Source organism: Corynebacterium sp. 5QC2CO (genome assembly GCF_024580435.1).
Lineage (GTDB): Bacteria > Actinomycetota > Actinomycetes > Mycobacteriales > Mycobacteriaceae > Corynebacterium > Corynebacterium jeikeium_D.
In genome coordinates this window covers 1-22,588 of record NZ_JANIKI010000010.1, presented here as the reverse complement: position 1 = coordinate 22,588, position 22,588 = coordinate 1, and the positions used below count along the sequence as shown (strand labels likewise).

Sequence of the window (22,588 nt, the reverse complement as noted above, 5' to 3'; positions counted from 1 at the left end):
GTCAAGACTTTCGTCGGCACCGTTTTTGCAGCTAGAGGTAGTTAATTCGCAACCGTAAGAACTAGTTTTTGGCACCCCCAGCCAATAATGCGCAAACAAAATGCGCAATATGGTGTTATTGTGAAGTCATGCCAAACCTGAATGTCAACAAGAACGGCCTGACCCCAGAGCAGGCTGAAGTCGTCACCCAAACCCTGCCCGTCGTCGGTGCCAACATCGAGAAAATCACGCCGAACTTCTACAACCGGATGTTCGCTGCTCACCCCGAACTCATTGCCGATACCTTCAACCGCGGCAACCAAAAGCAGGGGGCTCAGCAGAAGGCGCTGGCGGCATCCGTCGCTACCTTCGCAGCTACCCTGGTCGACCCAGACGCGCCTGCCCCGGAAGAACTGCTTTCCCGCATCGGCCACAAGCACATCTCCGTTGGTATCAAGCCGGAACAGTACCCAATCGTTCACAAGCACCTCTTCGATGCCATCGAGGAAATCCTCACCCCAGAGGTCTTTCAGGGAGCTGTCCGCGACGCATGGGATGCCGTCTACCTGGAGATGCAGCGTGTTCTCATCAACTTCGAGAAGGGGCTCTATGACGACCTCGGTGTCGAAGCAGGCGATGTTTTCCGCGCCGCTCACGTCGTCTCTCGTGAAGAGCGCGGTGATGATGTCGCAGTATTCTCCGTCAAGCTTGACGACGAAACCCCCGTTTCCTATCTCCCAGGACAGTACATCTCCGTTCGTCAGACCATGCCGGACGGCGCCGGCCAGCTACGTCAATACTCTCTGGTCGGCGGCAAGGAAGGTGTTCTGACCTTCGCGGTTCGTCGTGTCGATGCCTCCGAGAACCTGCCGGCTGGCGAAGTTTCCACACAGCTGTGGGAAAAGGTGCAGCCGGGCGATGCCATCGAGATTTCCCTGCCTGCAGGTGACCTGGTGTTGGACACCAAGTCCGATGACCCGGTGGTGTTTATTTCCGCAGGTATTGGCGCCACTCCTATGATTGGCATGCTGGATGCCCTGGTGGCTGCCGATTCCAAGCGTGATGTCGTCGTTCTCCACGCGGACCGCGCAGAAACCGCAGATGCCCTGCGCGCAGAGCGTGACAATGCTGTCGCCGCATTGGCCAATGCTCGCCAGCAGGTGTGGTACGAGCCGGATTTGATGAATCTGGCGGATACGGAGCTGCCGGAGGGCGCTCAGTACTACCTCTGTGGTGGCAATGGCTTCCTGCAGGCCATTCGCCAGCAGCTCGCCGATCGCGGTGTTGCTCGCGACAACGTTCACTTCGAGCTGTTCAGCCCGAACGATTGGCTGCTAGACGCTTAGCGTCACAACTGCGTCGTCGTCACAAATAAAACCGAATGACCAGCCGCGATATATGTCCGGGGCTGGTCATTTTGCTGTTTGTAGCTTCGGTGGCTTCGTATCACACGGCTGAGCCGGAAAGCTCCGCAACAACATCGCCCGCAGTTTGGTTCTCGCACTGAGAAAAAGCAATACCTGCCCACAAATTGAGATACTCGGGATCGCCGGCCTTATTCGCCGCGCCGCGAATCGGTGTGGTTAAGTAGTGCAGTTGCGGGTAAAGCTCGGGCGCGACCCTAGAAAACTCCCGGGTAAACGTGTTCTCGATGGCACGTGCAGGTTTACCGGAAAAGGCGTGAGTCAAAACGGTGTCACGCTCCACCAAATCATGCAGTGCCCGTCGGTGCGTCTCCTTCGTACCCGCCTCCGCGGTGGTGAGGAACCGCGTGCCAACTTGCACAGCCATCGCGCCGGCTTCCACAAGCTTGACGACGTCCTCTCGGTTACCCACCCCACCAGCGGCGATGATGGGTACATCGGTAACTGCACACGCCTCGATAACTGCTTGGGCGAGCTCTTCTACAGAGGCCCCAATGCTGTCGGAGGAGTCCTTCCCCTTTACGAATGCGCGGTGCCCACCCGCAGCTAGTCCCTGCAGAACAATGCGATCAGCGCCAGCTGCAGCCGCCGCCCGTACGCCCTCAATTGAGGTCGCATTGAGCACTACGCTGCGGCCAGATTCCTTTGCCTGAGCAATGACCTCTTTATCTGGGTAGCCAAAAGTGAAGGAGACGAACTTCAGCGCATCGGGGTCGGGCAGAAAATCATCAGCGAGAATTGCCTCGACTTTCGCCGAGAAGTAGTCATCTGACCAGGTCGGAGTGTCAGGCAAGTCAATGTCGAAGTGGGCAGCAGCCGGCGCCAGACGATTACGAAAAGCGGTCCACTGAGCGAGTTTCTCCTCTGAGATTCCGACACCGGTGCCAGCCGTGTTGGGGCAGAAGAGGTTGATGCCGAAACCTGCGCCGTCGTCAAGCAGTGTGCACGTCTTCCGTGCCTGTTCAGCGAGCTTTTCGACAGTGAGATATCCGGCGGCAAGGGTGCCAACCCCACCAGCATTGGAAACTGCAGCGACCAGTTCTGGCGTGGATGGACCACCAGCCATCGGTGCCAAAATGATTGATGAGCGTCGTAGGTTTTCGGGTGATTGCGAGGTTGTGCTGCTCATAGGGCGAGAGTAACACTAAGGCCGGATTCCCCCGTGTGGGAGAACCCGGCCGGTGCCGACGAACGGCGTTGCGCCATAGAGACCGCGCTATCGCCTTAAGAACTCAAGAACTACTTATTGCTCTCCGGCGGATCCAGCGGCATACCCTGGCCGGCGCGGTAGAACGGAATGTCCTGCGGTGCCAGCGGGGTCTTGCCGGCGATGAGGTCAGCGGCCTTTTCGGCAATCATCATGGTCGGTGCGTAGATATTGCCGTTGGTGATGCCCGGCATGACCGAAGCGTCAACCACGTAGAGGCCTTCGGTGCCGTGAACCTGCATGGTTTCCGGATCGACGACGGCCATCTCGTCGGAGGCCGGCCCCATCTTGCAGGTGCAGGATGGGTGCAGTGCGGTCTCGGCATCCTTGCGGACCCACTCGAGAATTTCCTCGTCGGTCTGCACATCTGCACCCGGGGAAATCTCGCCGTCGGTGTACTCCTTCATTGCCGGAGTGTCCAGCAGCTTACGGGAGACCTTTACAGCCTCGACCCATTCACGGCGGTCCTGGTCAGTGGACAGGTAGTTGAACAGGATCGACGGCTTGACCTTGATGTCCGAAGAGGTGATGTGGACGTGGCCACGGGCATCCGAGTACATCGGACCAACGTGGAACTGGAAACCGTGCGGGCTATCGATCTTCGTGCCGTCGTAACGCATGGCCAGCGGCAGGAAGTGGAACATCAGGTTCGGGTAGGGCTCGTTGTCGTTGGAGCGCGCGAAACCGCCACCCTCGAAGTGCGACGTTGCCACCGGGCCCTTGTGGGTGAGCATCCACCACAGGCCAATGAACGGCCAACGCCACTTCTCCAGGTACGGCTGTGAAGACACCGGCTGGGTGGCGTTGTACTGAATGTAGACCTCCAGGTGGTCCTGCAGGTTCTCGCCGACACCAGGCAGGTGCTTGACGACGTTCACCCCGGCGGCATTCAGAATCTTCTCATCGCCAACGCCGGAGACCTCGAGCAGCTGCGGAGAGTTGAAAGCGCCACCGCAGAGGATGACCTTGTCTGCTCGCACCTGGCGTGTGCGACCCTTCCAGGTGTACTCCACGCCGACGGCCTTGGTGCCTTCGAAGAGGATGCGGGTGGCTTCTGCGCGGGTGCGGAGCTCCAGGTTTGGACGCTGCAGAGCTGGGTGCAGGTATGCGCGGGAAGCGGAGAGGCGACGGCCCTTGTCGATGTTCGCGTCGAAGGGACCGAAGCCCTCCTGGCGGTAGCCATTGACGTCCGGGGTGTAGTTGTAACCAGCCTGCTGGACCGACTTAAAGAAGGCCTTGAACAGCGGAGAGTCGGCCGGACCGCGCTTCATGCGCAGCGGGCCGTCGTGGCCACGGCGCGGGTCGTCCTTGTCGGAGCCCAGCGCATTTTCCATGCGCTTGAAGTAAGGCAGAACGTGGTTCCAGCCCCAGTTCTCCAGCCCCTTGGTGTCGCCCCACTTGTCGTAGTCCATGGGGTTACCGCGCTGGTAGATCTGGCCGTTGATGGAGGAGGAGCCGCCGACGACCTTGCCGCGGGCGTGGTAGATGCGGCGACCGTTCATCTCCGGTTCCGGCTCGGATTCGTACTTCCAGTCGTAGTACTTGTTGCCGATTGGGAAGGAGAACGCCGAAGGCATGTGAATGTAGAGATCCCAGAGGGAGTCCATGCGGCCGGCCTCGAGTACGAGCACCTGCTGAGTGTGGTCTGCGGACAGCCGGTTAGCCAGCACAGAGCCGGCAGAGCCCGCGCCAACGATGACGACGTCGCGGTGTTCGACTGTGGTGTTGCCATTCTTTTTACCGAAGTTGAAGACAGCCGGGAAAGCTCCCATGTTCTGGTGTACCTCCGTAGGTTGTTTGCCGATGTATATCGGAATGGGTTTCAAGGACTGCGATAAGCCCCGATAAGCCTCAAGCAATATTTAAAGGCGGGCCCTATATATTGATATTGGAATAAGTGGCCGGAGGCGTATCTCAAATCCCCTTCACCTATATAGAATGCCACACAATTGGTATTCAATTCCAGTTGGAATGATGTTAAACGCCTTGAAAACTACTTAAATATGCAGGTAAAGGTGTTGATATTGGGGCTGGAGAATTCTTCTGAATCGATACGAAGACTTGAGGGATTATTCAAACTAGGTATGCTGGGTTAGTTCCCGAATCTGAAGGATTTTCCTATGTCTGATACTCCGCCAACTGAGAAGGTAACGGAGGAAAAATCTGGATCGTCGCAAGAAATGCAGCGATTGCAGTCGGCCCCTCCGCAACAAGCGCAAGCGAGTGCGCCCTCTGAGCCTGAGATCAACTGGCCTGTATTTATTATTTCAGGCGTTGGCATTCTCGCCATTGCTCTGTGGGCTATTTTTGCCCCGGACAATGCAGCGGATACCCTCGCTGGCATTGTCGCCTGGGTATCGAAGAACTTCGGCTGGTTCTATATTGTGACCGCGACGGTGGCAGTGCTCTTCATGCTCTACGTCGCTATCTCGCGAACCGGGCAGATTAAGCTCGGCCCCGATCACGCCAAGCCTCAGTTTGGTCTGTTCTCCTGGGCCTCTATGCTCTTTGCCGCGGGTATCGGCATTGACCTGCTCTTCTTCTCGGTAGCGGAGCCGGTGGCACAGTACTATGGCCCGCCGACCGGAGACGCGGAGACCATCGAAGCTGCACGTCAGGCAGTGGTGTTCACGCTCTTCCACTATGGTGTGACCGGTTGGGCACTCTACGCCCTGATGGGTATGGCATTCGGCTACTTCGCGTATCGCCTGAACATGCCGCTGACCATTCGTTCGGCGCTCTATCCGATTATCGGCAAGCGCATCCACGGCCCCGCTGGTGAAGCGGTCGAAATCGCGGCGATGTTGGGTACCGTTTTCGGTGTCGCAACCTCGCTGGGTATCGGCGTCGTCCAGCTGAATTACGGCCTGCGCGTGCTCTTCGGGGTGGATGAGAGTACATCCTGGCAGATCGCTCTAATCGTCGTGGCCGTATCGGTGGCTATCGCCTCCGCAGTTTCCGGTGTCGACAAGGGAATTCGTCGTCTCTCGGAGCTCAACGTTGGCCTGGCCATCTGCTTGATGCTCTACATCCTGGTTACCGGCCGCACCGCGTTCCTGTTTGACGCACTGGTGATGAACGTCGGTGAGTACGTCTCGAAGTTCCCGTCGATGACTATGGATACCTACGCGTTCTCCGGAGCGCAGGAATGGTTGAACTCCTGGACCCTGTTCTTCTGGGCTTGGTGGGTGGCCTGGGCGCCGTTCGTCGGTTTGTTCCTGGCTCGCATTTCCCGTGGCCGTAGTCTGCGTCAGTTTGTCGTCGGCACGCTGACCATTCCATTCCTCTTCGTTCTGATGTGGGTATCGGTGTTCGGTAACTCGGCACTGGACCTGGTTATCGGTGGCGATTCGGAGTTTGGGCAGACTGCATTGGATTACCCGGAGCGCGCCTTCTACCTGCTGCTAGAGCAGTACCCGGCACCGATGTTGGTGGCGGCAGTCGCCTCCCTGATCGGTCTGCTGCTCTACATCACCTCGGCCGACTCGGCAGCACTGGTGATGAGTAACTTCACTTCGAAGATCACCGACACACAGCAGGACGGTAAGAAGTGGACCCGTATTTTCTGGGCTGTCGTGGTCGGTGTGCTGACCATCGCGATGCTCTACGTCGGTGGTATTCCGACACTGCAGTCCGCGACGATTGTGATGGGCCTGCCGTTTGCCTTTGTCATCTATCTGGTGATGTATGGCCTGTTTAAGTCGCTGCGACTGGAGCTGCTGCAACAGGATTCGACACGTCGCGCCCTCCATGGGGCGATGTCGGGCCGCGCCGTAGATGGCGAACAGGGCGATTGGCGCAAGCGCCTTGCCCGCTCCATGTCCTTCCCGGGCAAGAAGCCAGTCATGCGCTACCTCGACCGAGTGGTACAGCCCGCGCTTGAACAGGTGGCAGAAGCTATCAGGGACCGTGGCGGTGAAGTGACGCTGCACCGTGAACCAGCAGAGGAAGTCGGTATCGACCAGATTGACCTGCAGGTCGGTTTCGGTGAGGAGATGAGCTTCCGATACCAGGTCTATCCGGTTGAACACTTGACGCCGTCTTTCGCTGGCCTGGTACACCTGGACAGTGATGCTGATATTTACTACTACCGTCTCGAGGTCTTCACGCTTACCGGCTCGCTCGGCTACGACGTCTATGGCTACACCCAAGAGCAGCTGATTTCCGACGTCCTCGACCTCTACGAACGGCACTTGGAGTTCCTGCACATGCAGTCTGATCTCCCGGGCACCTCAGATCTGTCCGATAATGCCGAACCTGTCCGCGAATGGTCTGATGACTACGCCAAGGAGGATTCCTAAATGACCTTTAAGCCTTCCACCACTGATAAGGCTCTCGCACCCGAGACCGCCAAATCTCACGAAGGGGCCGCCACGCTGTTTATCAACGGCACCTGGTCCGCTGCAGCCGCTGGCAACACTCGCACCATCGAATGCCCGGCCGACGGCTCTTTCATCGCCGAGGTCGCGGAAGCAGACGCAACCGACACCGAGCGCGCCATCGCCGCCGCCGACGCTGCTTTCCGACGTACCGGAGAAGGTTCCTGGGCATCCTGGAGCACAGCTGAGCGCAGCAAGTTGGTACTCGATATCGGAGCTGCCATCAGGCAGCGCAAGGACGAATTTGCCTGGGCAGAGGCTATGGATACCGGCAAGCGCCTGCCTGAGGCAGCAGCCGATATGGATGACATCATCGCCTGCTTTGAGTACTTCGGGAAGCTCGCGGGCAATGATGCCGGTCGTCTCGTGGATGCGGATGACCCGTCCGTCGTCGCGCGTATTGTGCGTGAACCTGTCGGTGTCTGCGGCCTGATTACGCCGTGGAACTACCCGCTGCTGCAGACCGCCTGGAAGGTCGCACCGGCGCTGGCCACGGGTAATACTTTCGTGCTGAAGCCAGCGGAGCTGACCCCGCACACAGCAATTCTGCTCATGCACGTCATCGATGATCTGGGTGTTCCGGCGGGCGTTGCCAACCTCATTACCGGCGCTGGCGCCGAAGCGGGCGCACCGTTGTCCTCGCATCCGAAGGTGGACATGGTGTCCTTTACTGGCGGTCTTGTCACCGGCAAGATTATTGCTGGTGAAGCGGCCAAGTCCGTGAAGAAGGTTGCGCTTGAGCTTGGCGGCAAGAACCCGAACATCATCTTCGCCGATGCCGATTACGAAGCCGCTTTGGACAATGCCCTCAATGCTGCGTTCCTGCACTCCGGTCAGGTGTGCTCGGCGGGCGCTCGCTTAGTGGTGGAGGAGTCCATCGCCGAGAAGTTTGTCGACGATTTGGTCGAGCGCGCCGGACATATCCAGCTCGGTGGTCCGCTCGACGAGAAGGCCGAGACCGGTGCGCTGATTTCGAAGCAGCACCTGGATAAGGTCGCGGCATACGTCAATCGGGCGCGTGAGCAGGGGGCTCGTGTGCGCGTGGGCGGCGAGATCGCCACGGGCGCCACCGCCGATGGTTCCGCCTCGCTTGCCGACGGCTACTTCTACCTCCCAACCGTGATTGACCAGGTCACCCGCGAAATGGACTGCGTTCACGACGAAGCCTTTGGACCGGTGGTGACGGTGGAGACCTTCACCACGGTTGACGAGGCCATCGAGATTGGCAACGACACCGAATACGGCCTGGCCGGTGCGGTGTGGTCATCCAACCGCGAGGTGTCTGAGCGTGTTTCCCGCGAGCTGCGTCACGGTACCGTCTGGATCAACGACTTTGGCCCCTACCTGCCACAGGCCGAGTGGGGTGGCTTTGGTCAGTCCGGTATTGGCCGTGAGCTGGGCCCGACCGGCCTGGAGGAGTACACCGAAGCCAAGCTGGTCTACGAGAACACAGCACCGGCTGTTACCGGTTGGTTCGAGGATCGTCGTTAAATAACTCGGAACAAGCCCGAGTAAAAATACGGGAAAACGACCCATCGGCCGTTATACTCACCGATCGAAAAAATCGACTCTGCGCACAACTGCGATAAAGGTTTGCAGTTGTGCGCATTTTGTTCTCTAAAGGACATCTGCCGTGAACGCTACTACTCGCTCCGACAATGCCAGTTCTAGTACCGCCAGTGGGCCAGATACTGCCTGCGCCGATACTGCCAGCACCGCCGCGACCTTCACCCGCTTCACCCGGCGCCAGCATGTCATCGCCTGGGCTGTACATGCCTTCACGCTGACCGGTTTGGTGTGGGCAACGCTGGCTGCGGTCGCACTGCTGGAGGGCCGCCCACATTGGATGTGGTTCTGGCTGGGAATTGCCCTCGTCGTCGATGGTGTCGACGGCAATATGGCGCGTAAGCATCACATCAAGGAAGTCGTCCCGTGGTTTAACGGCGCAGTGGTGGACAACATCGTCGACTATCTCACCTGGACCGCCATACCCGCCGCTTTCATGGTCATGTATCTGCCGCTGGGGCCACGTCCGTTGGCGATCGCCCTGATGATTCTGGTCCTGGTGTCGTCGATGTTCTGCTATGCCAACGAGGCCGCCAAATCCGGCGACTACTACTTCGTTGGTTTCCCCGCCGCGTGGAACATCGTGGCGGTCTTGCTGTGGGTATGGAACGCGCCCATGGCGGTGTGCATCGCTGCCATTTTTATCTTCAGCGCAATGACGTTGGTGCCGCTGCACTACACGCATCCATTCCGCGTGGAACGCGGCAGGATTGCCAACATTGCCGCAACGTTCATCTGGATTCTCTCGACCGGCATGCTCATCGCAGGTGAGACGGCGGTAGCGTCGTTAAGCATGACCTCTATCCACGGGCTTGTGGCTGTCAACGTTGCCGCCGGTGCCTGGCTGATTATTGGCGGCGTGCGGCGCTCGCTCAGCGGTCGCTAGCGACAGGCGGTGGGCGGTTGGCGCAGAATTGCGGAGATGGCGCGGTCGCGCAGCCAGCGGACGTATTCGACGGCGCAGGCTGCGACAATTAACGCGATGACAAAGATGGTGACCCACATCGGATAATCGCGCCCGTTGGCCCAGAAGTAGACGTAAGGCGAGACGAAAGTCACTATGGTGATCAGGAGCCCCAGCATTCTTCGGCCGAATGAGCGGCCGGTGATCATCTCGACAATTCCCCAGGTGTAGGGGATAGCAGTAATGATGTCGATGCTCCACAGCACCCAGACATTGCCGTGGAATCCGGGGACGAAAACCACAGGTAGCGCGCGGAGCGAAGAGTAGACCATCACCACCAGATAGGCCAACACTTTCGGGTTGTAGAGCAGGCGCCACACGGGGTTGCGCTCGATGAGTTTGGTCCCGACATTGCGTAGCGCATGCAGATTCTTTTGCTGCATCAGAAGTGTATTCGTTCCCTCCAGCAGGTAAGCGAGCAGTTTTTGCTGCTCGAGGCTGCCGTGTGCCCAGGCCTGCACCAGCTCGCTTGGCGAGATAGCGATGGGCACCAGTGGTTCTCCGCGCTGCTTCAGCGCAGTGGGAAGCTCCAGGACATCGTCATCGAGCGTATCGACGGCCAGTTCCGGGCCCACCACATGAACGATGTCGCCGCCGAGGATGTTTTGTACTTTGCCCACATCACTGTGGGGTAGCGAGCTGAACCAGAGTAGCTGCCGGGAGGAAATCGCCATTCGCAAGGCGGTGCCCAGAGCTTCTGCCGCGTCATCGATGGCATAAAAGTCCTGCGTGTTGGTGTGGGCGAGTGAACGCAAGCTGTCGATTGTCACGACATTTTTGGCATTGAGCTCGCTTAGGCGGGCCACGCCGGAAATATCGATGACCGCCTGGGGATCAAGGGCGAAAGCATGGGTAAAAGGAAGGTCGAGTATCGAGCGCATCGCAAGGAGTTGCTGGTGTCGCTGGTGTCCAGCCAGGGCTGAATTCTGTGCGCTCATAGTGTTTTAGCTTGCCACAACTTGCGCTTATCACCAGCAACTATACGGTTCGGTCTGTCTATTGGCAGGTGTTCTACCCTGTGAAAACTTCATTAAGTTGGACTTTTTTCGCTGTGTGGAGTAGCTTCTAATCCACTAATAGACAGGTCTGTTCATTATGGCTTTGATGGCGGACTGGCTCATAAATTTAGGAGAAACACTCTCATGCTCATCTCAGGACTAGCGCTGGGCGCCGTGCTCGGCTTTGTTATGCAGCGAGGACGCTTCTGCGTCACCGGCTTCTTGCGCGATATTTTCACTCAACGCAGCTGGCGCGGCTTCGTCGCCCTGCTGATTGTTATTTCCGTCCACGCCATCGGCCTGGCCGCACTGACCAGCGCCGGCGTGATTACTCCCGAATACAACGAGCTGGCACCACTGGCCGTTATCGTCGGTGGCGTTATCTTCGGGCTGGGTATCGTCCTGGCCGGTGGCTGCGCCTCGGGTACCTGGTACCGCTCCGGTGAGGGGCTGATCGGCTCCTGGATCGCACTGGTCTTTTACGCCCTATCCGCTGCTGCTATGAAGACTGGCTTTCTCAACGGCCTGCAGGATTCCCTGAAGGACCGCACCGTCGGCCTGACCAGCATCCACGCCTCTCTTGGCATTAGCATCTGGCCACTGGTCATCGCGCTGAGCGCCGTCACGGCATACTTCGCCGTCCGCTTCCTGCGCGAAGAATTCTCCGGCCCGCGCCCGGCCACTCTGGCGCCACGCAAGTCCGGTCTCGCGCACATTCTGACTGAAAAGGCCTGGCACGTGTACGCCACCGCTGCCATCGTCGGTGTACTTGGCGTTATCGCATGGCCACTGTCCGCCGCCACCGGTCGCAACGACGGCCTCGGCATCACGACCCCGTCCTCCAACCTCGCCAACTACGTTGTCACTGGTGACACCGAGCGTTTCGACTGGGGCGTCTTCCTCGTCCTCGGCATCCTCGTCGGCTCCTTCATCGCGGCCAAGGCCTCCGGTGAATTCCGCCTCCGCGTCCCGGACGCCACCCAGGGCGCACGCTCGGTTGTCGGCGGTATCTTCATGGGTGTCGGCGCTGCGTGGGCCGGCGGCTGCACCGTCGGCAACGGCATGGTTCAGACCTCGCTGTTCAGCTACCAGGGTTGGCTTGCGCTGGCGTCCATCGCCGCAGGCGTCGCTATCGCCGCAAAGCTCTGGCTGAAGCCGTCCGCACCTTCGCTTAACGACGTCCCGAGCACCCCTTCCACCACCAACGACACGGCGGTATCGGCAACCGCTCCGGTCACTTCGGCTACTACTTCGCCTGTGTCTCTGCCGGGTAGCGAAGGTGCCGGTGCCGCTGGCACCGAGGCCTCCCCGCTGGCGGGTGCCTTTGCTGTCGCGCCGGTGGCGTTGCTCGACCGGAGCGTCGTCAAGCAGGAAGACGGCAAGCTCAAGCCACTGGGTAACGGCCGGTACGAGCTCGACACCGTCGGCGCCGTGTGCCCATTCCCGCTGATCGAGGCCAAGGACGCGATCAACAAGATTGAGGTCGGCGAGGAGCTGGTGATTCCATTCGACTGCACCCAGGCCACGGATGCGATCCCGCGCTGGGCTGCGAAGGATGGCCACGAGGTCACCAACTTCGAGCAGACCGGTGAAGCTGGCTGGACGATTTCCGTCCGCCGCGGACGATAAGTCCTGGTGGCGTTAGGGGAGCGTCGGTAGAGTGAGGGCATAGATTGATTGACATCAACAACAAAGGAGCTCGATCATGGCAAAGAACATTCGCCCACTTAATACGCTTGTAGCCGCAGGTGCCGCCAGCGTGCTTGCGCTGGCCGGTTGCTCCTCCGATGATTCGGCAAATACTGAAGCAAGCAGCACTGTTAGCGAGACCAGCTCTTCCGTGTCGGCCACCAGCACTGAGGGCCATGACGACATGGATGATATGGACGATGCCGATGAGCATGGTGAGCACGGCGACCATGATGACGATGCAATGGCTGGTCATAATCACCCGGCCGATGGCGGTCCGGCTCCCGAGGGAATGGCTCCGGCTGACAACGCGAAGTTCCCAGTCGGCACCGAGGTGAAGGTTCTGGCCGATCACATGCCGGGCATGAAGGGTGCCGAGGGCAAGGTTGTTGGCGTTTTCAACACCACGACCTACTCCGTTTCCTACACTCCGACCGATGGCAGTGAGCCGGTGAAGGATCACCGTTGGGTTGTCCATGAGGAGCTGGAAAACCCAGGTGAGGCTCCGCTTGCCGACGGCTCCGAGATCACCATCAACGCCGAGCATATGGCGGGCATGAAGGGTGCCAAGGGCACTGTTGATTACTCCACCCAGGAGCCGGTCTACATGGTTGATATCGACGAAGACGGCATGACCATGAAGAACCACAAGTGGGTCACGGAAAGCGAGCTCGCTCCGGAGGACTAACTAGTAGGCGGTTTGATCCGTCGGCTACTTCTAAGCTGGTCACTGCGATTTCTCTCCATCGGCCAAAAACCGGGTGTCGCGCGCATACCGGCACGCTGCCCGGTTTTCGTATTCCCCAACGACTTGCTGAGCCCGGGAGGTACCGCCCGGGCGCTTTTCTCTCTTCTCGCAACCGACTCACCCCGACTCAAAGTCGCTTAGAGACTTCACGACACCTATGTCACCTCATGCCACCTCCGCAGCTGGCATGAGGTGACGCTTGTGTCGTGAAGTGCGATCTGCCCCGCCCAGAGGGCGGAGCGAAGTGCCCTGGGAAACAGGGCACCGCCCAGCTACAGCTCCAAATCCAACGACGCACCTGGGATGGCGTCCAGCAGCCGCTGGGTGTATTCCTTCTCCGGGTGGTCGAAGAGATCGTCGGTCGGACGGTGTTCAACCATCTTGCCGTGCTCCATCACGATGACCTCATCAGCCACCTGCCGCACCACAGCGAGGTCGTGCGTAATAAAGAGGTAGGCCAAATCCATCTCTTCCTGCAGCTCGGCGAGTAGTTCGAGCACCTGAGCCTGCACCACCACGTCGAGGGCTGACACCGCCTCGTCACAGACCACAACCTCAGGGTTCAGGGCCAGCGCACGCGCAATCGCAACACGCTGACGCTGACCACCCGACAGCTCACCGGGGAAGCGGCGCCCCATTTCCGCGGGAAGAGCGACGCGGTCGAGAAGCTCGAATACGCGCTGCTCACGCTCCTTCTTGGTGCCAATCTTGTGAATCCGCAGCGGCTCCTCGATGGAGGAATGCACCGTGCGCATCGGGTCCAGCGTCGCATACGGGTTCTGGAAAATCGGCTGAATGCGACGCCGCAGCTCCAGCTCCTCTTTACGATTCCGGCCCTGGACGCGTTTGCCGTCGAAAAGCACTTCGCCTTCGGTCGGATCGAGCAGCCCCAGCGCCATGTTGGCGACAGTGGACTTACCCGAACCGGATTCGCCCACGATTCCGATGGTGCGACCGCGACGCAGCGTAAAGCTGATGTCATCGACGGCGCGGAAGGAATCCTTGCGCCACGGACGGTCGCCGCGGATGGCGAAGTCGCGCACCAAGTTCTTCGCGACCAGAATCTCCTTCTGGTCCGCATCCGATGTCGTCGGCGCCGCCACCACGCGATCACCGCGCCGGGCAGCCAGCGATGGAGCCGCCGCGATTAGCTGCTTGGTGTATGGATGCTGCGGGCGGGTGAGAACTTCCAGAGCAGGGCCGGTCTCCACGACACGTCCTGCTTGCATAACGACGAGTCGGTCAGCGCGCTCGGCAGCCAAACCGAGATCATGAGTAATAAGCACCACGGACGTGCCGAGTTCGCTAGTGAGCTTGTCAAGGTGGTCGAGGATTTTCTTCGCCACGGTCACGTCGAGAGCGGACGTGGGCTCATCGGCAATCAGCAGCTTTGGGTGTGCGGCCAAGCCCATCGCGATAAGTGCGCGCTGGCGCATACCACCGGAGAACTCGTGCGGGTACTGGTCGATACGCTTTTTAGCATTCGGCAGGCCAGCCTGTTCCAGCAGCTCAATCGCCTTTTTGTGGGCCTCAGAGCCAGTGGCGATGTTATTGGCGCGCAGCGCCTCCTTGATCTGGGAACCGACGGTCCACACCGGATTGAGATTGGTCATCGGATCCTGAGGGACCAGGCCGATGCCGTTGCCGCGGATGCTAACAAACTCGCGGTCGGTCAGGTGTGTGATGTCACGGCCATCGAAGGTGATGGTGCCACCGGTGACTTCACCGTCACCGGGTAGCAGTCCCAGCGCGGCGTGGACAGTGGTGGACTTACCCGAGCCGGACTCGCCGACAATGGCGACCGTTTCACCGGGGAAAACCTCCAGGTCGACGTCATGCACCACATCGGTCAACGATTTACTGCGGCGGCCGGAGGCTGTGGTCGTCGGAAAGCCAATGCAGACATCCTTCAAGGTGAGAATGGGCGCTGCGGAAGTATTGGTGTCGGTGCTCATCGACGACGCTCCTTCGGGTCGAGAGAATCCTTCAAAGCGTCACCCATGAGGATGAAGCCGAGAACGGTAATCGCCAGGGCGAGTGCTGGCCAGAACAGGTTGGACGGGGCCTGGCGGAGCACCTGCTGTGCGACAGAGATGTCGTTGCCCCAGGAAACGGTGGTCGTCGGCAAGCCAATGCCCAAGTAGGACAGCGTGGCCTCGGCGACGATGTAAATACCCAGCGAGGTCGTGGCCATAACGATGACAGGGGCGAGGCAGTTCGGCAGCACGTGGCGGAAGAGAATGCCAGTGCTGGACAGACCGAGCGCCTTGGAGGCGGTGACGTATTCCTCGTTCTTCACCGAAATCACCGCTGAGCGCACCACACGCGCCATCTGTGGCCAGCCGAAAGCAGCCAGCACGAAGACCACGGACCAGATGGTGCGTTCGGTAAACAGCTGCATCAGCACGATGCCGGCCAGAATCAGTGGAATAGCAAAGAACATGTCCGTGATGCGAGAGAGCACCGCATCGACCCAACCGCCGAGATAGCCAGCGATGGCGCCGAGGATAATGCCCACCACGGTCACGGCCAGGGTGACGCCGATGCCGACGATGACCGAGGCGCGGGCACCGTAGACGACACGGGCGTAGACATCGTAGCCCTGCTGAGTGAAGCCCATCGGGTGGCCGTCGCGGGCTGGGGCCAGCGAGTCACGCAGGTTTGCCGCCGTCGGGTCCACAGAGGTGAACAGCGACGGGAATGCGGCCACTGCGATGGAGAGCAAAATAATGAATGCGGAAACCCAGAACAGTGGGCGGTAACGCAGGTTCTGCCAGGCCGAACCCCAGAGCCCCAGCGGCGGGGTATCCGGCAACTGCTTGTGGTCGGGGTTCGTCGCCGGGGCAGTGTTGGCCTGCACGGCGCCGGACTGTGCGGTGCCGGTATGCGCGGCGTTGGCCTGCTTTTCTGGCTGAGTCGAATCTAACTGCGTCGAATCTGGCTTAGGCATAACGAATCCTCGGATCCAGGACTGCGTAGAGCAAGTCGATGAGCAAGTTGGCGAACATGTAAATAACCACCAGGATGGTCACGATGCTGACCACGGTGGGGGCTTCACCAATCTGGACGGCGTGGAAAATCAGGCCACCGATACCGGGCACGTTGAAGATGCCCTCGGTGACAATTGCGCCACCCATCAGGGCAGCGAGGTCTGCGCCGATGAAGGTAACGACGGGAATCAGCGAGTTCCGCAGAATGTGACGACGGGTGACTTCAGAGGTGGGCAGGCCCTTGGCACGGGCGGTGCGCACAAAGTCGGCATGGCGTGCCGATGCCACCTCGGAGCGAGTCAGTCGCAGCACATAGGCAACCGAGACCAGCCCCAGCACGAATGCCGGAAGTAGCAGGGAAGTAAAGGACGCATCGCTACCAACGGTGGGGGAGACAATCTCCCAGCGCACACCGAAGAGGTAGCGGGCCACGAAGCCGAGCACGAAGGTCGGAGTTGCGATAACCAGTAGGGACATCACCAGAACGGTGGAGTCGAAGAAGCCGCCCTTGCGCATGCCCGCGATGACGCCAAGGCCGATGCCGAAGATTGCCTCAATGGCAACGGCCATCAGCGCCAGGCGAATCGTAATAGGGAAGGCTAGCGCAATTTCCTCGCCGACCGAGCGGCCGGAGAAGGTCTCTCCCATATCCAGGGTGAACAGGCCCTTGAGGTACTCCCAGTACTGGACGAGGAAAGGCTCATCCAGGTGGTAGTGGGCGCGCAGTGCTGCGACCTGCTCCGGTGGCAGCTGCTTATCGCCAGCCAGTGCAGCGATGGGGTCGCCTGGCATGGCGAAGACCATTGCATAAATCAGCAGTGTGGCACCGAAGAATACCGGCACCATCTGCAGGAGTCTCTTTCCGATATACCAACCCATGGTGCTAGTCCTTCTCAATCATTGGGTAGTCCAAGATGCCGTCCCACATCACTACGGCATTGCGCAGCTTCGGGTTCCACGCCACCGAAGCATTGGGGTACCACAGCGGAATCGCTGGCAGGTCCTCCATCAGCACAGACTGAGCCTTGACATAAATCGGCTTGGCATCTTCTGCGCTCTTTGCCGAGGCCGCCTCCTGAATCAGCTTGTCGAACTCCGGATTGGAGTAGTGGTTGTCATTCGAGGAGCCACCGGTGACGAACTGCGGAAGCATGTAGTTGGCCACAGATGGGTAGTCTGCTGCCCAGCCCGTGCGGTAGCCGCTGGTGATGGTCTCGTTGGAGATTTCATCGCGCAGCTGCTTGAAGGTCGGGTAGGCCTTGCCGTGGGAATCGATGCCGAGGGTCTCGCCAATCATGTTGGTCACCGCTTCGACCCACTGCTGGTGTCCGCCGTCGGCGTTGTAGGCAATGTCGAACGAGCCGGTAAACGGCGTAATTTTGTTGGCTTCAGCCCACAGTTGGCGGGCCTTCTTCGGGTTGTATTCCAGCACCTCTTGGCCAGGTACGTTCGGGTCAAGGTCGCCAAGCGTCAACGAGCTGAACTCGCGCGCCGGAGTGCGGGTGTCGAAGAAAATCTTCTCAGTGATCAGTTTCCGGTCAATCGCCATGGAAATCGCTTGACGACGAAGCTTGCCCTCTTCACCCGAAAAACCTGGCAGATTTCGCGGAATTCCGAAGTACTGCGAAGAGGAGGTCGGGACATTTGCGCTGGAATCGGGGAAGTCGGTTTCAAAGCTTGCCAGAGCTGTTGGTGGAATTGTGCGCGGCAGCGTGTCCAGGCGGCCTGCCTGAAGGTCCGCGTATGCGGTGTCCATGTCCGAGTAGAAGCGGTATACCAGGCCGTTGTTACGGGCCTTGTGCTCACCGGCGAAGTCATCATTGCGAACCACAGTTAGCTGGTTGTTGTGCAGCCAAGCGCGACCTTCGGCCATCTTGTACGGTCCATTGCCGATCGGGTGTTCACCGAAAGCCTTCTTGTCTTCGAACGCGGCCTTCGGCAGCGGCATAAACGCGACATAGCCGAGGCTGAGCGGGAAGGAGGAATCTGGGTTGGTCAGATCTACGGTGAACCTCAGATCGTCGACCTTTTTCAAACCTGACATGGTTTTGGTCGCGGCTTTTTCGCCAGAGACAGCATCAAAACCCTGCACGTTGGTGAAGAAAGACTGCTGCTTCTGCAGATTCGGGCCGTAGGCAGCGTAATTCCAGGCATCGATGTAGCTCTGCGCGGTGACTGGTTCGCCGTTGTGGAAGGTCCAGCCCGGTTTCAGCGTGATGTCGAAATGAGTCGAGTCCTCGTTAGGCTTAATTTCTGCCGCATGGTCCAGGATCATCGAGCCGTCGGTGTCGTAGCGCACCAGACCTGAGTAGAGCATGCGGAGGATATCGCCACCACCGGTTTCATTGGTGTCAGTGGTATACAGCGGCGACTGTGGTTCGGAGTTCTGGACCACAATGAACCCCGCGCCGACCTGTTGCTGGTCAGTGCTGCAGGCAGCAAGCGCGGCTCCTGGCAAGGCGATTACCAGCAGAGCCGCCAGGATCTGGCGGACATGCAGCGTGAACTTTCCTTTTCCGCTGAGCGTTGTTGCGTGCAGTTTTGTGGCACGGGACTTCTCTCGCTGTCGGAGCTTCCGCCGGAGTTTCTGCCGGGTGTGGAAGGGGCCGGAGGCAACGGGTCTATGCATCGCGAGCCTTTCTAGATTCTGCCAGATAGGCGATATGAATTTGGTGATCGGCTCACTCCAAACGACTTAGATACCCACCTCCCACCTGCATAAGCATTGGTGGTGGTGACAACTTGGTTGTGGTGGATTCTAAGGTTTGGATACGACCGTTCAATACAGTCTCTAACCATACAAGTCCAAAAAACATATGAGTATTAATCAGGCGAACCATCCCTTATTTGATGGTGTCTTTTACCCTCGATTGGGGAGTTAATCCTGTGCAGTGGTGCAACGTTGTAACATCCTGGCACCCCCGCAGGGGTTGTCCTCTGGTTCTCCGCGCCGCTGGCATTCAGTCGGGGCCCCACCCGCGTTGGGGCCACCCGCGGGAGCGGCCGCGGGGCCGTCCGGGGCCCCATCCGCGACTTCACGACAGCCATGTCACCTCATGCCACCTCCACAGCTGGCACGAGGTGACACCTGTGTCGTGAAGTGGGCTTTGGAAGAGGAAGTGGGCTTTGGAGGAGGAAGTGGACTTTGGAGGAGGCGGAGAGGCAGCGCATTAAGTCCCGCAGTACGAGCGGAAAGCACCCAACTCCCGCGGTGCCGGCTCAGTGAACCCCGCTGGGACGTCTTGCGACTCAAAGGGGTTGGTTACCGCCTCCAGCAGGTGCCGGTAGTCGGTCAGATCCCCTGCCCCTGCCGCCGCTAACGCTTCCGTGACCAGGTAATTTCTCGGAATATACAGCGGATTCGTTTCCTCCATAAGTGCCAGGGCCGTCGTCTGGTCGATTCCCAGCTCCTCCCGCGTCCGCTTCCACAACTGCCCCCACTCAGCCGCGGCGGCGGGGAACGCAGGATCAGCGGTCAGCCTGGTCAGCGCAGCCAACGCAGCAACTGTATCCCCATCACCATTGGCCAGAACCTCAATCAGCGCCCGATGAGCATTCGTGTGGTCGAGCCCAAAATTCGCCAGCAACGCCTGCCACTGCTGCACCAGGGGGATGGCCAGCGGGTCGTCGTAAAGCGAGGGGAGAATCCCCAACTTGGGCAGCCACCTGCGGCTGAGCGCATCGGTGAACTCGTCGGCGAATTCGCCCAGGATGTCGCGGGCTCGTGCGAGGGCATCCTCCGGGGCGCCTGCGAAATGCGGTAGCAAAGTCTCCGCAAGCTTCGACATGTTCCACCCGGCAATCGTCGGCTGCGCGCCGTACGCGTATCGACCGCCGCAATCAATGCTGCTAAACACCGCCCGCGGATCGTGCGCATCCAGAAACGCACACGGCCCGAAGTCGATGGTTTCGCCTGCGATGCTGGCATTGTCGGTGTTCATCACGCCGTGGACAAATCCGCAGGCCAGCCACGCCGCAACGAGATTAGCTTGCCGCTTGACGACGTCCCGGAGAACCGACTCCGCCGAACCCTCGTAGCCGTGCCGCTGCGCGGCGAACTCGATGAGCCGATCCATGATTCCGGTGTCCGCTCCGGAGCGAGCGACCAGCTCGAACGTGCCAACTCGCAGGTGGCTGGATGCTACGCGCACGACGATGCCACCCGGTTGAAGTTCGGTGGTGGGGTCGGTGTTGTCGAATGGGGTTTGCGAGCCGCGGTAAATCTCTTCGCCGGTTTTGACGACCGCCAGCGCGCGGGTGGTAGGGATGCCGAGCGCATACATGGCTTCGCTGATGAGGTACTCCCGCAGCGCGGAGGTCAGCGTGGCTTTGCCGTCACCGCCACGGGAAAAGGGCGTGGGGCCGGTGCCTTTCGCTTGGATCTCGTAGGCCTGGGTGCTGTCGCTGTGGGTTGTCTCTTTGGGGCAGTCGGGCTGGTTAGGCGGACAGTGCAGCCCAGTCAGCCCCGGTTCAGCCTCAACTGTGGCAAGCAAGAGCGCGCGACCATCGCCGAGTAGGCCTGCGAAGTTACCGAACTGGTGGCCGGCGTAGGCCGTGGCCATCGGGGTTGTGTATGCGCCGAGTGGGGTATCGGTTTCCTGGCCGACTCCGTGATCGGCGCCGTGGCCAGTGAGGAACTTCAGGCCAGCCTCCGAGCGAAGCCACTGCGGGGAGAGGCCGAGTTGGGTTGCGAGCTCGTCGTTAAGCATGACCAGCTGCGGCGATGGGGCATCAAACCCCTGCTGGTCGATAGCGAGTTCAGGCAGTGCGGTGGGCAGATCAGCGACGTTTCTAGCCATGTGCGCAGTTTAACGGGTAGGCCGGATTGAGAATATGCGCTTTTATGCTCAAGGCTTGCCGAGGCGAGCGGTGTCGTCTTCAAACTCGCCGTTTAAGCGGCGATAGAGCGTTGCCCGCCACCGCTCCGGAAGCTCAGGGGCGGCGAGGAGCCGGTGGATACCGTCGACGTCCTGGCGGTCGACGTTCATGACGCGATTGGTCTCCGCGACAGAGACGGCACCTGGAAGGCGCGTGACCAGTCGCATGGTGTCGCCTTCGGCGATGGTGCCGGGGCGAAGAACTCGCAGGTAATAGCCGGAACGGGACGTCGACTGCATGAGCCTGGGCAGTCGACGGTCACTCCAGCGTGCCGAGACCGTGGCACACGGGCGCCGCGGTTGCGTGACCTGGACTGTCAAATCGTTCAGTTCGAAGATGTCACCCAGATAAACCACCTGGTCAGGAAGGCCTTCCAGCGTGAGATTTTCGAAAAATGCGCCCTCAGGCAGGTTGAATCCATCGGCTGCCCACTGCGCCATGAACTCGAATGGGTAGCAACACATCGCCTTGTTTGGTCCACCATGAACCTTCAAGTTGCCCTGGGCGTCGCCGTCAAGGCCGTTTTCTGTGGCTATTACGCGGCCCGTGCGTGGTGATTTGGCGGCACCGGTGCTGATTTCACGGCCGCTCCACTTTTGCGTCACTACCGGCCCGGTGCGGACACGGCGCACTCGGCCGATGAGTTCTGGGAGTTGGTGGCTTGGGCGTTGTTGAGTTGGCTGGGTCTGCGGGCTCATGTTTTGAGTCTGCCATGTGACTGGAAGCGTTTTAGCCAGAAAAGGAGAATTTGTATGCGCCTTTTGGAAGTGCAGTAATGGCATCAAACCAGCGTCCGCGCGGTGTCGTTGAGGCTGCCAATGCCTTACGAATCATGCCCGCCGCCGAGCCGTCAAAGATCGCATCCCACGTCAGGTGGATGATGGCGTAGCCGAGGTTGGTGAGTTGGTAATCACGACGCCGGTCATGCCAGATATTGGCTGTGCTCGCGTGCTGTTGGCCGGCGCCAGCGCGCGCTTCTGATTGCATTTTCGACTGAGTTCTCGATTGCGCAGTTGACTGCGCGGGATCGTACTTCATCCGCCCGTCGCACTCGATGATGATTCCGTGAGCCGGTAGCAGGAAATCCACACGCGCAACGAACACCCCGGACTCATCTACTATCCGCGGTTGCTGCACAAACGACAGCTTTAACTCCATGAGCAGCGCCTTTGTCACCGACTCAAATGCACTTTCCGACCACGCCGATGCCACGATCAGCACCTCCACCATGCGGGCTCCACGCACCCGCCCGCGTTGATCATGCACATGGGGTAAGAAATCCGTACTGGAAATGGCCACGTTCCGCGGTGCTGCGAGCTGCGGAAACTCCTGTTCAATGCCCCAACTAGATGGCTCAAAGCGCGGCGGTGCCTCCGGCCACAGCAGGGCTTGCTGAGGCTGCATTCCCGTCGAGCCAAGTGTTCCGACCGAGCCGCGCAGGGCGCCGTCGGCAAGCGCGATGGCTTCGGCGAAGCGTCGAAAGACCTTGGGTTTGCGGCGCGTGGCATCGTCGACGCGCGGCTGAGCAGCAGCGATATCAACCACGGTTCGCGCCAGAGTAGTGACCCGTGCGCCATCGATGGTGGTCGTGGCACTTGGGGGCAATGCTAAGTAATTCTGGTGAAATTGCAGGCCATGGGGTCAAGTCCGACGGAGTGGTGTTTCTGCCTTTCGTTGAAACAAGCAGTGTGATGGCGTCAGGGACCGGCACGTGCTTGGTGCTGTGACTGGTTCATGCGACCTCCTTGGTGGTGGTGTCGGCGTCG

At 59.8% G+C, this 22,588-nt stretch carries 16 protein-coding genes; 6 read left to right on the top strand and 10 right to left on the bottom strand.

Annotated features, from left to right (window positions below; all coding sequences use genetic code 11):
- The first annotated feature begins 128 nt into the window (after positions 1–128).
- Entirely contained in the window at positions 129–1,325 is a 1,197-nt protein-coding gene (locus NQ014_RS08540) for a globin domain-containing protein (protein ID WP_257074814.1), read from the top strand.
- Between the two features lie 100 nt (positions 1,326–1,425).
- Here the strand turns inward: NQ014_RS08540 and NQ014_RS08535 are convergent, their stop codons facing one another.
- Positions 1,426–2,532 carry a nitronate monooxygenase family protein gene (locus tag NQ014_RS08535; RefSeq protein WP_257074813.1) on the bottom strand — a complete coding sequence of 369 codons (1,107 nt, stop codon included), beginning with the start codon at positions 2,530–2,532 and terminating at the stop codon, positions 1,426–1,428.
- A 110-nt stretch (positions 2,533–2,642) separates the two neighbouring features.
- On the bottom strand, positions 2,643–4,382 hold the full coding sequence (gene betA, locus NQ014_RS08530; RefSeq protein ID WP_257074812.1) for a choline dehydrogenase: 1,740 nt from the start codon (positions 4,380–4,382) through the stop codon (positions 2,643–2,645).
- A 348-nt stretch (positions 4,383–4,730) separates the two neighbouring features.
- Here betA and betT point away from each other — a divergent pair, with 348 nt between their 5' ends.
- The 3 genes from betT (at position 4,731) to NQ014_RS08515 (ending at position 9,441) form a co-directional block, all read left to right on the top strand.
- Positions 4,731–6,911 carry a choline BCCT transporter BetT gene (betT, locus tag NQ014_RS08525; RefSeq protein ID WP_257074807.1) on the top strand — a complete coding sequence of 727 codons (2,181 nt, stop codon included), beginning with the start codon at positions 4,731–4,733 and terminating at the stop codon, positions 6,909–6,911.
- Complete coding sequence (locus NQ014_RS08520) at positions 6,912–8,480, top strand: aldehyde dehydrogenase family protein (protein WP_257074805.1); 1,569 nt, start codon at positions 6,912–6,914, stop codon at positions 8,478–8,480.
- Positions 8,481–8,622: 142 nt separating this feature from the next.
- A complete protein-coding gene (locus NQ014_RS08515; protein ID WP_257074802.1) occupies positions 8,623–9,441 on the top strand; it encodes a phosphatidylcholine/phosphatidylserine synthase in 819 nt (272 codons plus the stop codon).
- Here the strand turns inward: NQ014_RS08515 and NQ014_RS08510 are convergent.
- Positions 9,438–10,457 (bottom strand): hypothetical protein, encoded by a 1,020-nt coding sequence (locus NQ014_RS08510; protein WP_257074799.1) that lies wholly within the window; start codon positions 10,455–10,457, stop codon positions 9,438–9,440. The genes NQ014_RS08515 and NQ014_RS08510 overlap by 4 nt on opposite strands.
- A gap of 204 nt (positions 10,458–10,661) precedes the next feature.
- Between NQ014_RS08510 and NQ014_RS08505 the strand changes: the two genes are divergently transcribed.
- Both NQ014_RS08505 and NQ014_RS08500 read left to right on the top strand, forming a co-directional pair.
- Positions 10,662–12,146, top strand: a complete 1,485-nt coding sequence (locus NQ014_RS08505; protein WP_257074797.1) for a YeeE/YedE thiosulfate transporter family protein — start codon at positions 10,662–10,664, stop codon at positions 12,144–12,146.
- Positions 12,147–12,222: 76 nt separating this feature from the next.
- A complete protein-coding gene (locus NQ014_RS08500; protein WP_257074787.1) occupies positions 12,223–12,894 on the top strand; it encodes a YdhK family protein in 672 nt (223 codons plus the stop codon).
- Between the two features lie 332 nt (positions 12,895–13,226).
- Here the strand turns inward: NQ014_RS08500 and NQ014_RS08495 are convergent, their stop codons facing one another.
- The 7 genes from NQ014_RS08495 to NQ014_RS08465 form a co-directional block, all read right to left on the bottom strand.
- Complete coding sequence (locus tag NQ014_RS08495) at positions 13,227–14,909, bottom strand: ABC transporter ATP-binding protein (RefSeq protein ID WP_257074785.1); 1,683 nt, start codon at positions 14,907–14,909, stop codon at positions 13,227–13,229.
- Positions 14,906–15,904 (bottom strand): ABC transporter permease, encoded by a 999-nt coding sequence (locus NQ014_RS08490; protein WP_257074782.1) that lies wholly within the window; start codon positions 15,902–15,904, stop codon positions 14,906–14,908. The genes NQ014_RS08495 and NQ014_RS08490 overlap by 4 nt, the downstream gene beginning before the upstream one ends.
- Positions 15,897–16,823, bottom strand: coding sequence for an ABC transporter permease (locus tag NQ014_RS08485; RefSeq protein WP_048760212.1), 927 nt, complete (start codon positions 16,821–16,823; stop codon positions 15,897–15,899). Before NQ014_RS08485 ends, NQ014_RS08490 begins: the two co-directional genes overlap by 8 nt.
- Positions 16,824–16,827: 4 nt before the next feature.
- The gene (locus NQ014_RS08480) at positions 16,828–18,573 is read right to left on the bottom strand and encodes an ABC transporter substrate-binding protein (RefSeq protein WP_257074778.1); all 1,746 of its coding nucleotides are present in this window, start codon (positions 18,571–18,573) and stop codon (positions 16,828–16,830) included.
- 541 nt (positions 18,574–19,114) lie between these two features.
- The gene (locus tag NQ014_RS08475; protein ID WP_257074777.1) at positions 19,115–20,743 is read right to left on the bottom strand and encodes a protein adenylyltransferase SelO family protein; all 1,629 of its coding nucleotides are present in this window, start codon (positions 20,741–20,743) and stop codon (positions 19,115–19,117) included.
- Positions 20,744–20,791: 48 nt separating this feature from the next.
- On the bottom strand, positions 20,792–21,520 hold the full coding sequence (locus tag NQ014_RS08470) for an MOSC domain-containing protein (protein WP_257074774.1): 729 nt from the start codon (positions 21,518–21,520) through the stop codon (positions 20,792–20,794).
- 31 nt (positions 21,521–21,551) lie between these two features.
- Entirely contained in the window at positions 21,552–22,367 is an 816-nt protein-coding gene (locus tag NQ014_RS08465) for a hypothetical protein (protein ID WP_257074771.1), read from the bottom strand.
- Between the last annotated feature and the right edge of the window lie 221 nt (positions 22,368–22,588).

What these genes read in the sequence shown, in the direction of transcription:
- NQ014_RS08535 (WP_257074813.1), bottom strand. Translation starts at nt 2,532, where the DNA reads ATGAGCAGCACAACCTCGCAATCACCCGAAAACCTACGACGCTCATCA.
- NQ014_RS08470 (WP_257074774.1), bottom strand. Translation starts at nt 21,520, where the DNA reads ATGAGCCCGCAGACCCAGCCAACTCAACAACGCCCAAGCCACCAACTC.
- betT (WP_257074807.1), top strand. Translation starts at nt 4,731, where the DNA reads ATGTCTGATACTCCGCCAACTGAGAAGGTAACGGAGGAAAAATCTGGA.
- NQ014_RS08505 (WP_257074797.1), top strand. Translation starts at nt 10,662, where the DNA reads ATGCTCATCTCAGGACTAGCGCTGGGCGCCGTGCTCGGCTTTGTTATG.
- NQ014_RS08510 (WP_257074799.1), bottom strand. Translation starts at nt 10,457, where the DNA reads ATGAGCGCACAGAATTCAGCCCTGGCTGGACACCAGCGACACCAGCAA.
- betA (WP_257074812.1), bottom strand. Translation starts at nt 4,382, where the DNA reads ATGGGAGCTTTCCCGGCTGTCTTCAACTTCGGTAAAAAGAATGGCAAC.
- NQ014_RS08520 (WP_257074805.1), top strand. Translation starts at nt 6,912, where the DNA reads ATGACCTTTAAGCCTTCCACCACTGATAAGGCTCTCGCACCCGAGACC.
- NQ014_RS08495 (WP_257074785.1), bottom strand. Translation starts at nt 14,909, where the DNA reads ATGAGCACCGACACCAATACTTCCGCAGCGCCCATTCTCACCTTGAAG.
- NQ014_RS08480 (WP_257074778.1), bottom strand. Translation starts at nt 18,573, where the DNA reads ATGCATAGACCCGTTGCCTCCGGCCCCTTCCACACCCGGCAGAAACTC.
- NQ014_RS08475 (WP_257074777.1), bottom strand. Translation starts at nt 20,743, where the DNA reads ATGGCTAGAAACGTCGCTGATCTGCCCACCGCACTGCCTGAACTCGCT.
- NQ014_RS08540 (WP_257074814.1), top strand. Translation starts at nt 129, where the DNA reads ATGCCAAACCTGAATGTCAACAAGAACGGCCTGACCCCAGAGCAGGCT.
- NQ014_RS08485 (WP_048760212.1), bottom strand. Translation starts at nt 16,823, where the DNA reads ATGGGTTGGTATATCGGAAAGAGACTCCTGCAGATGGTGCCGGTATTC.
- NQ014_RS08490 (WP_257074782.1), bottom strand. Translation starts at nt 15,904, where the DNA reads ATGCCTAAGCCAGATTCGACGCAGTTAGATTCGACTCAGCCAGAAAAG.
- NQ014_RS08500 (WP_257074787.1), top strand. Translation starts at nt 12,223, where the DNA reads ATGGCAAAGAACATTCGCCCACTTAATACGCTTGTAGCCGCAGGTGCC.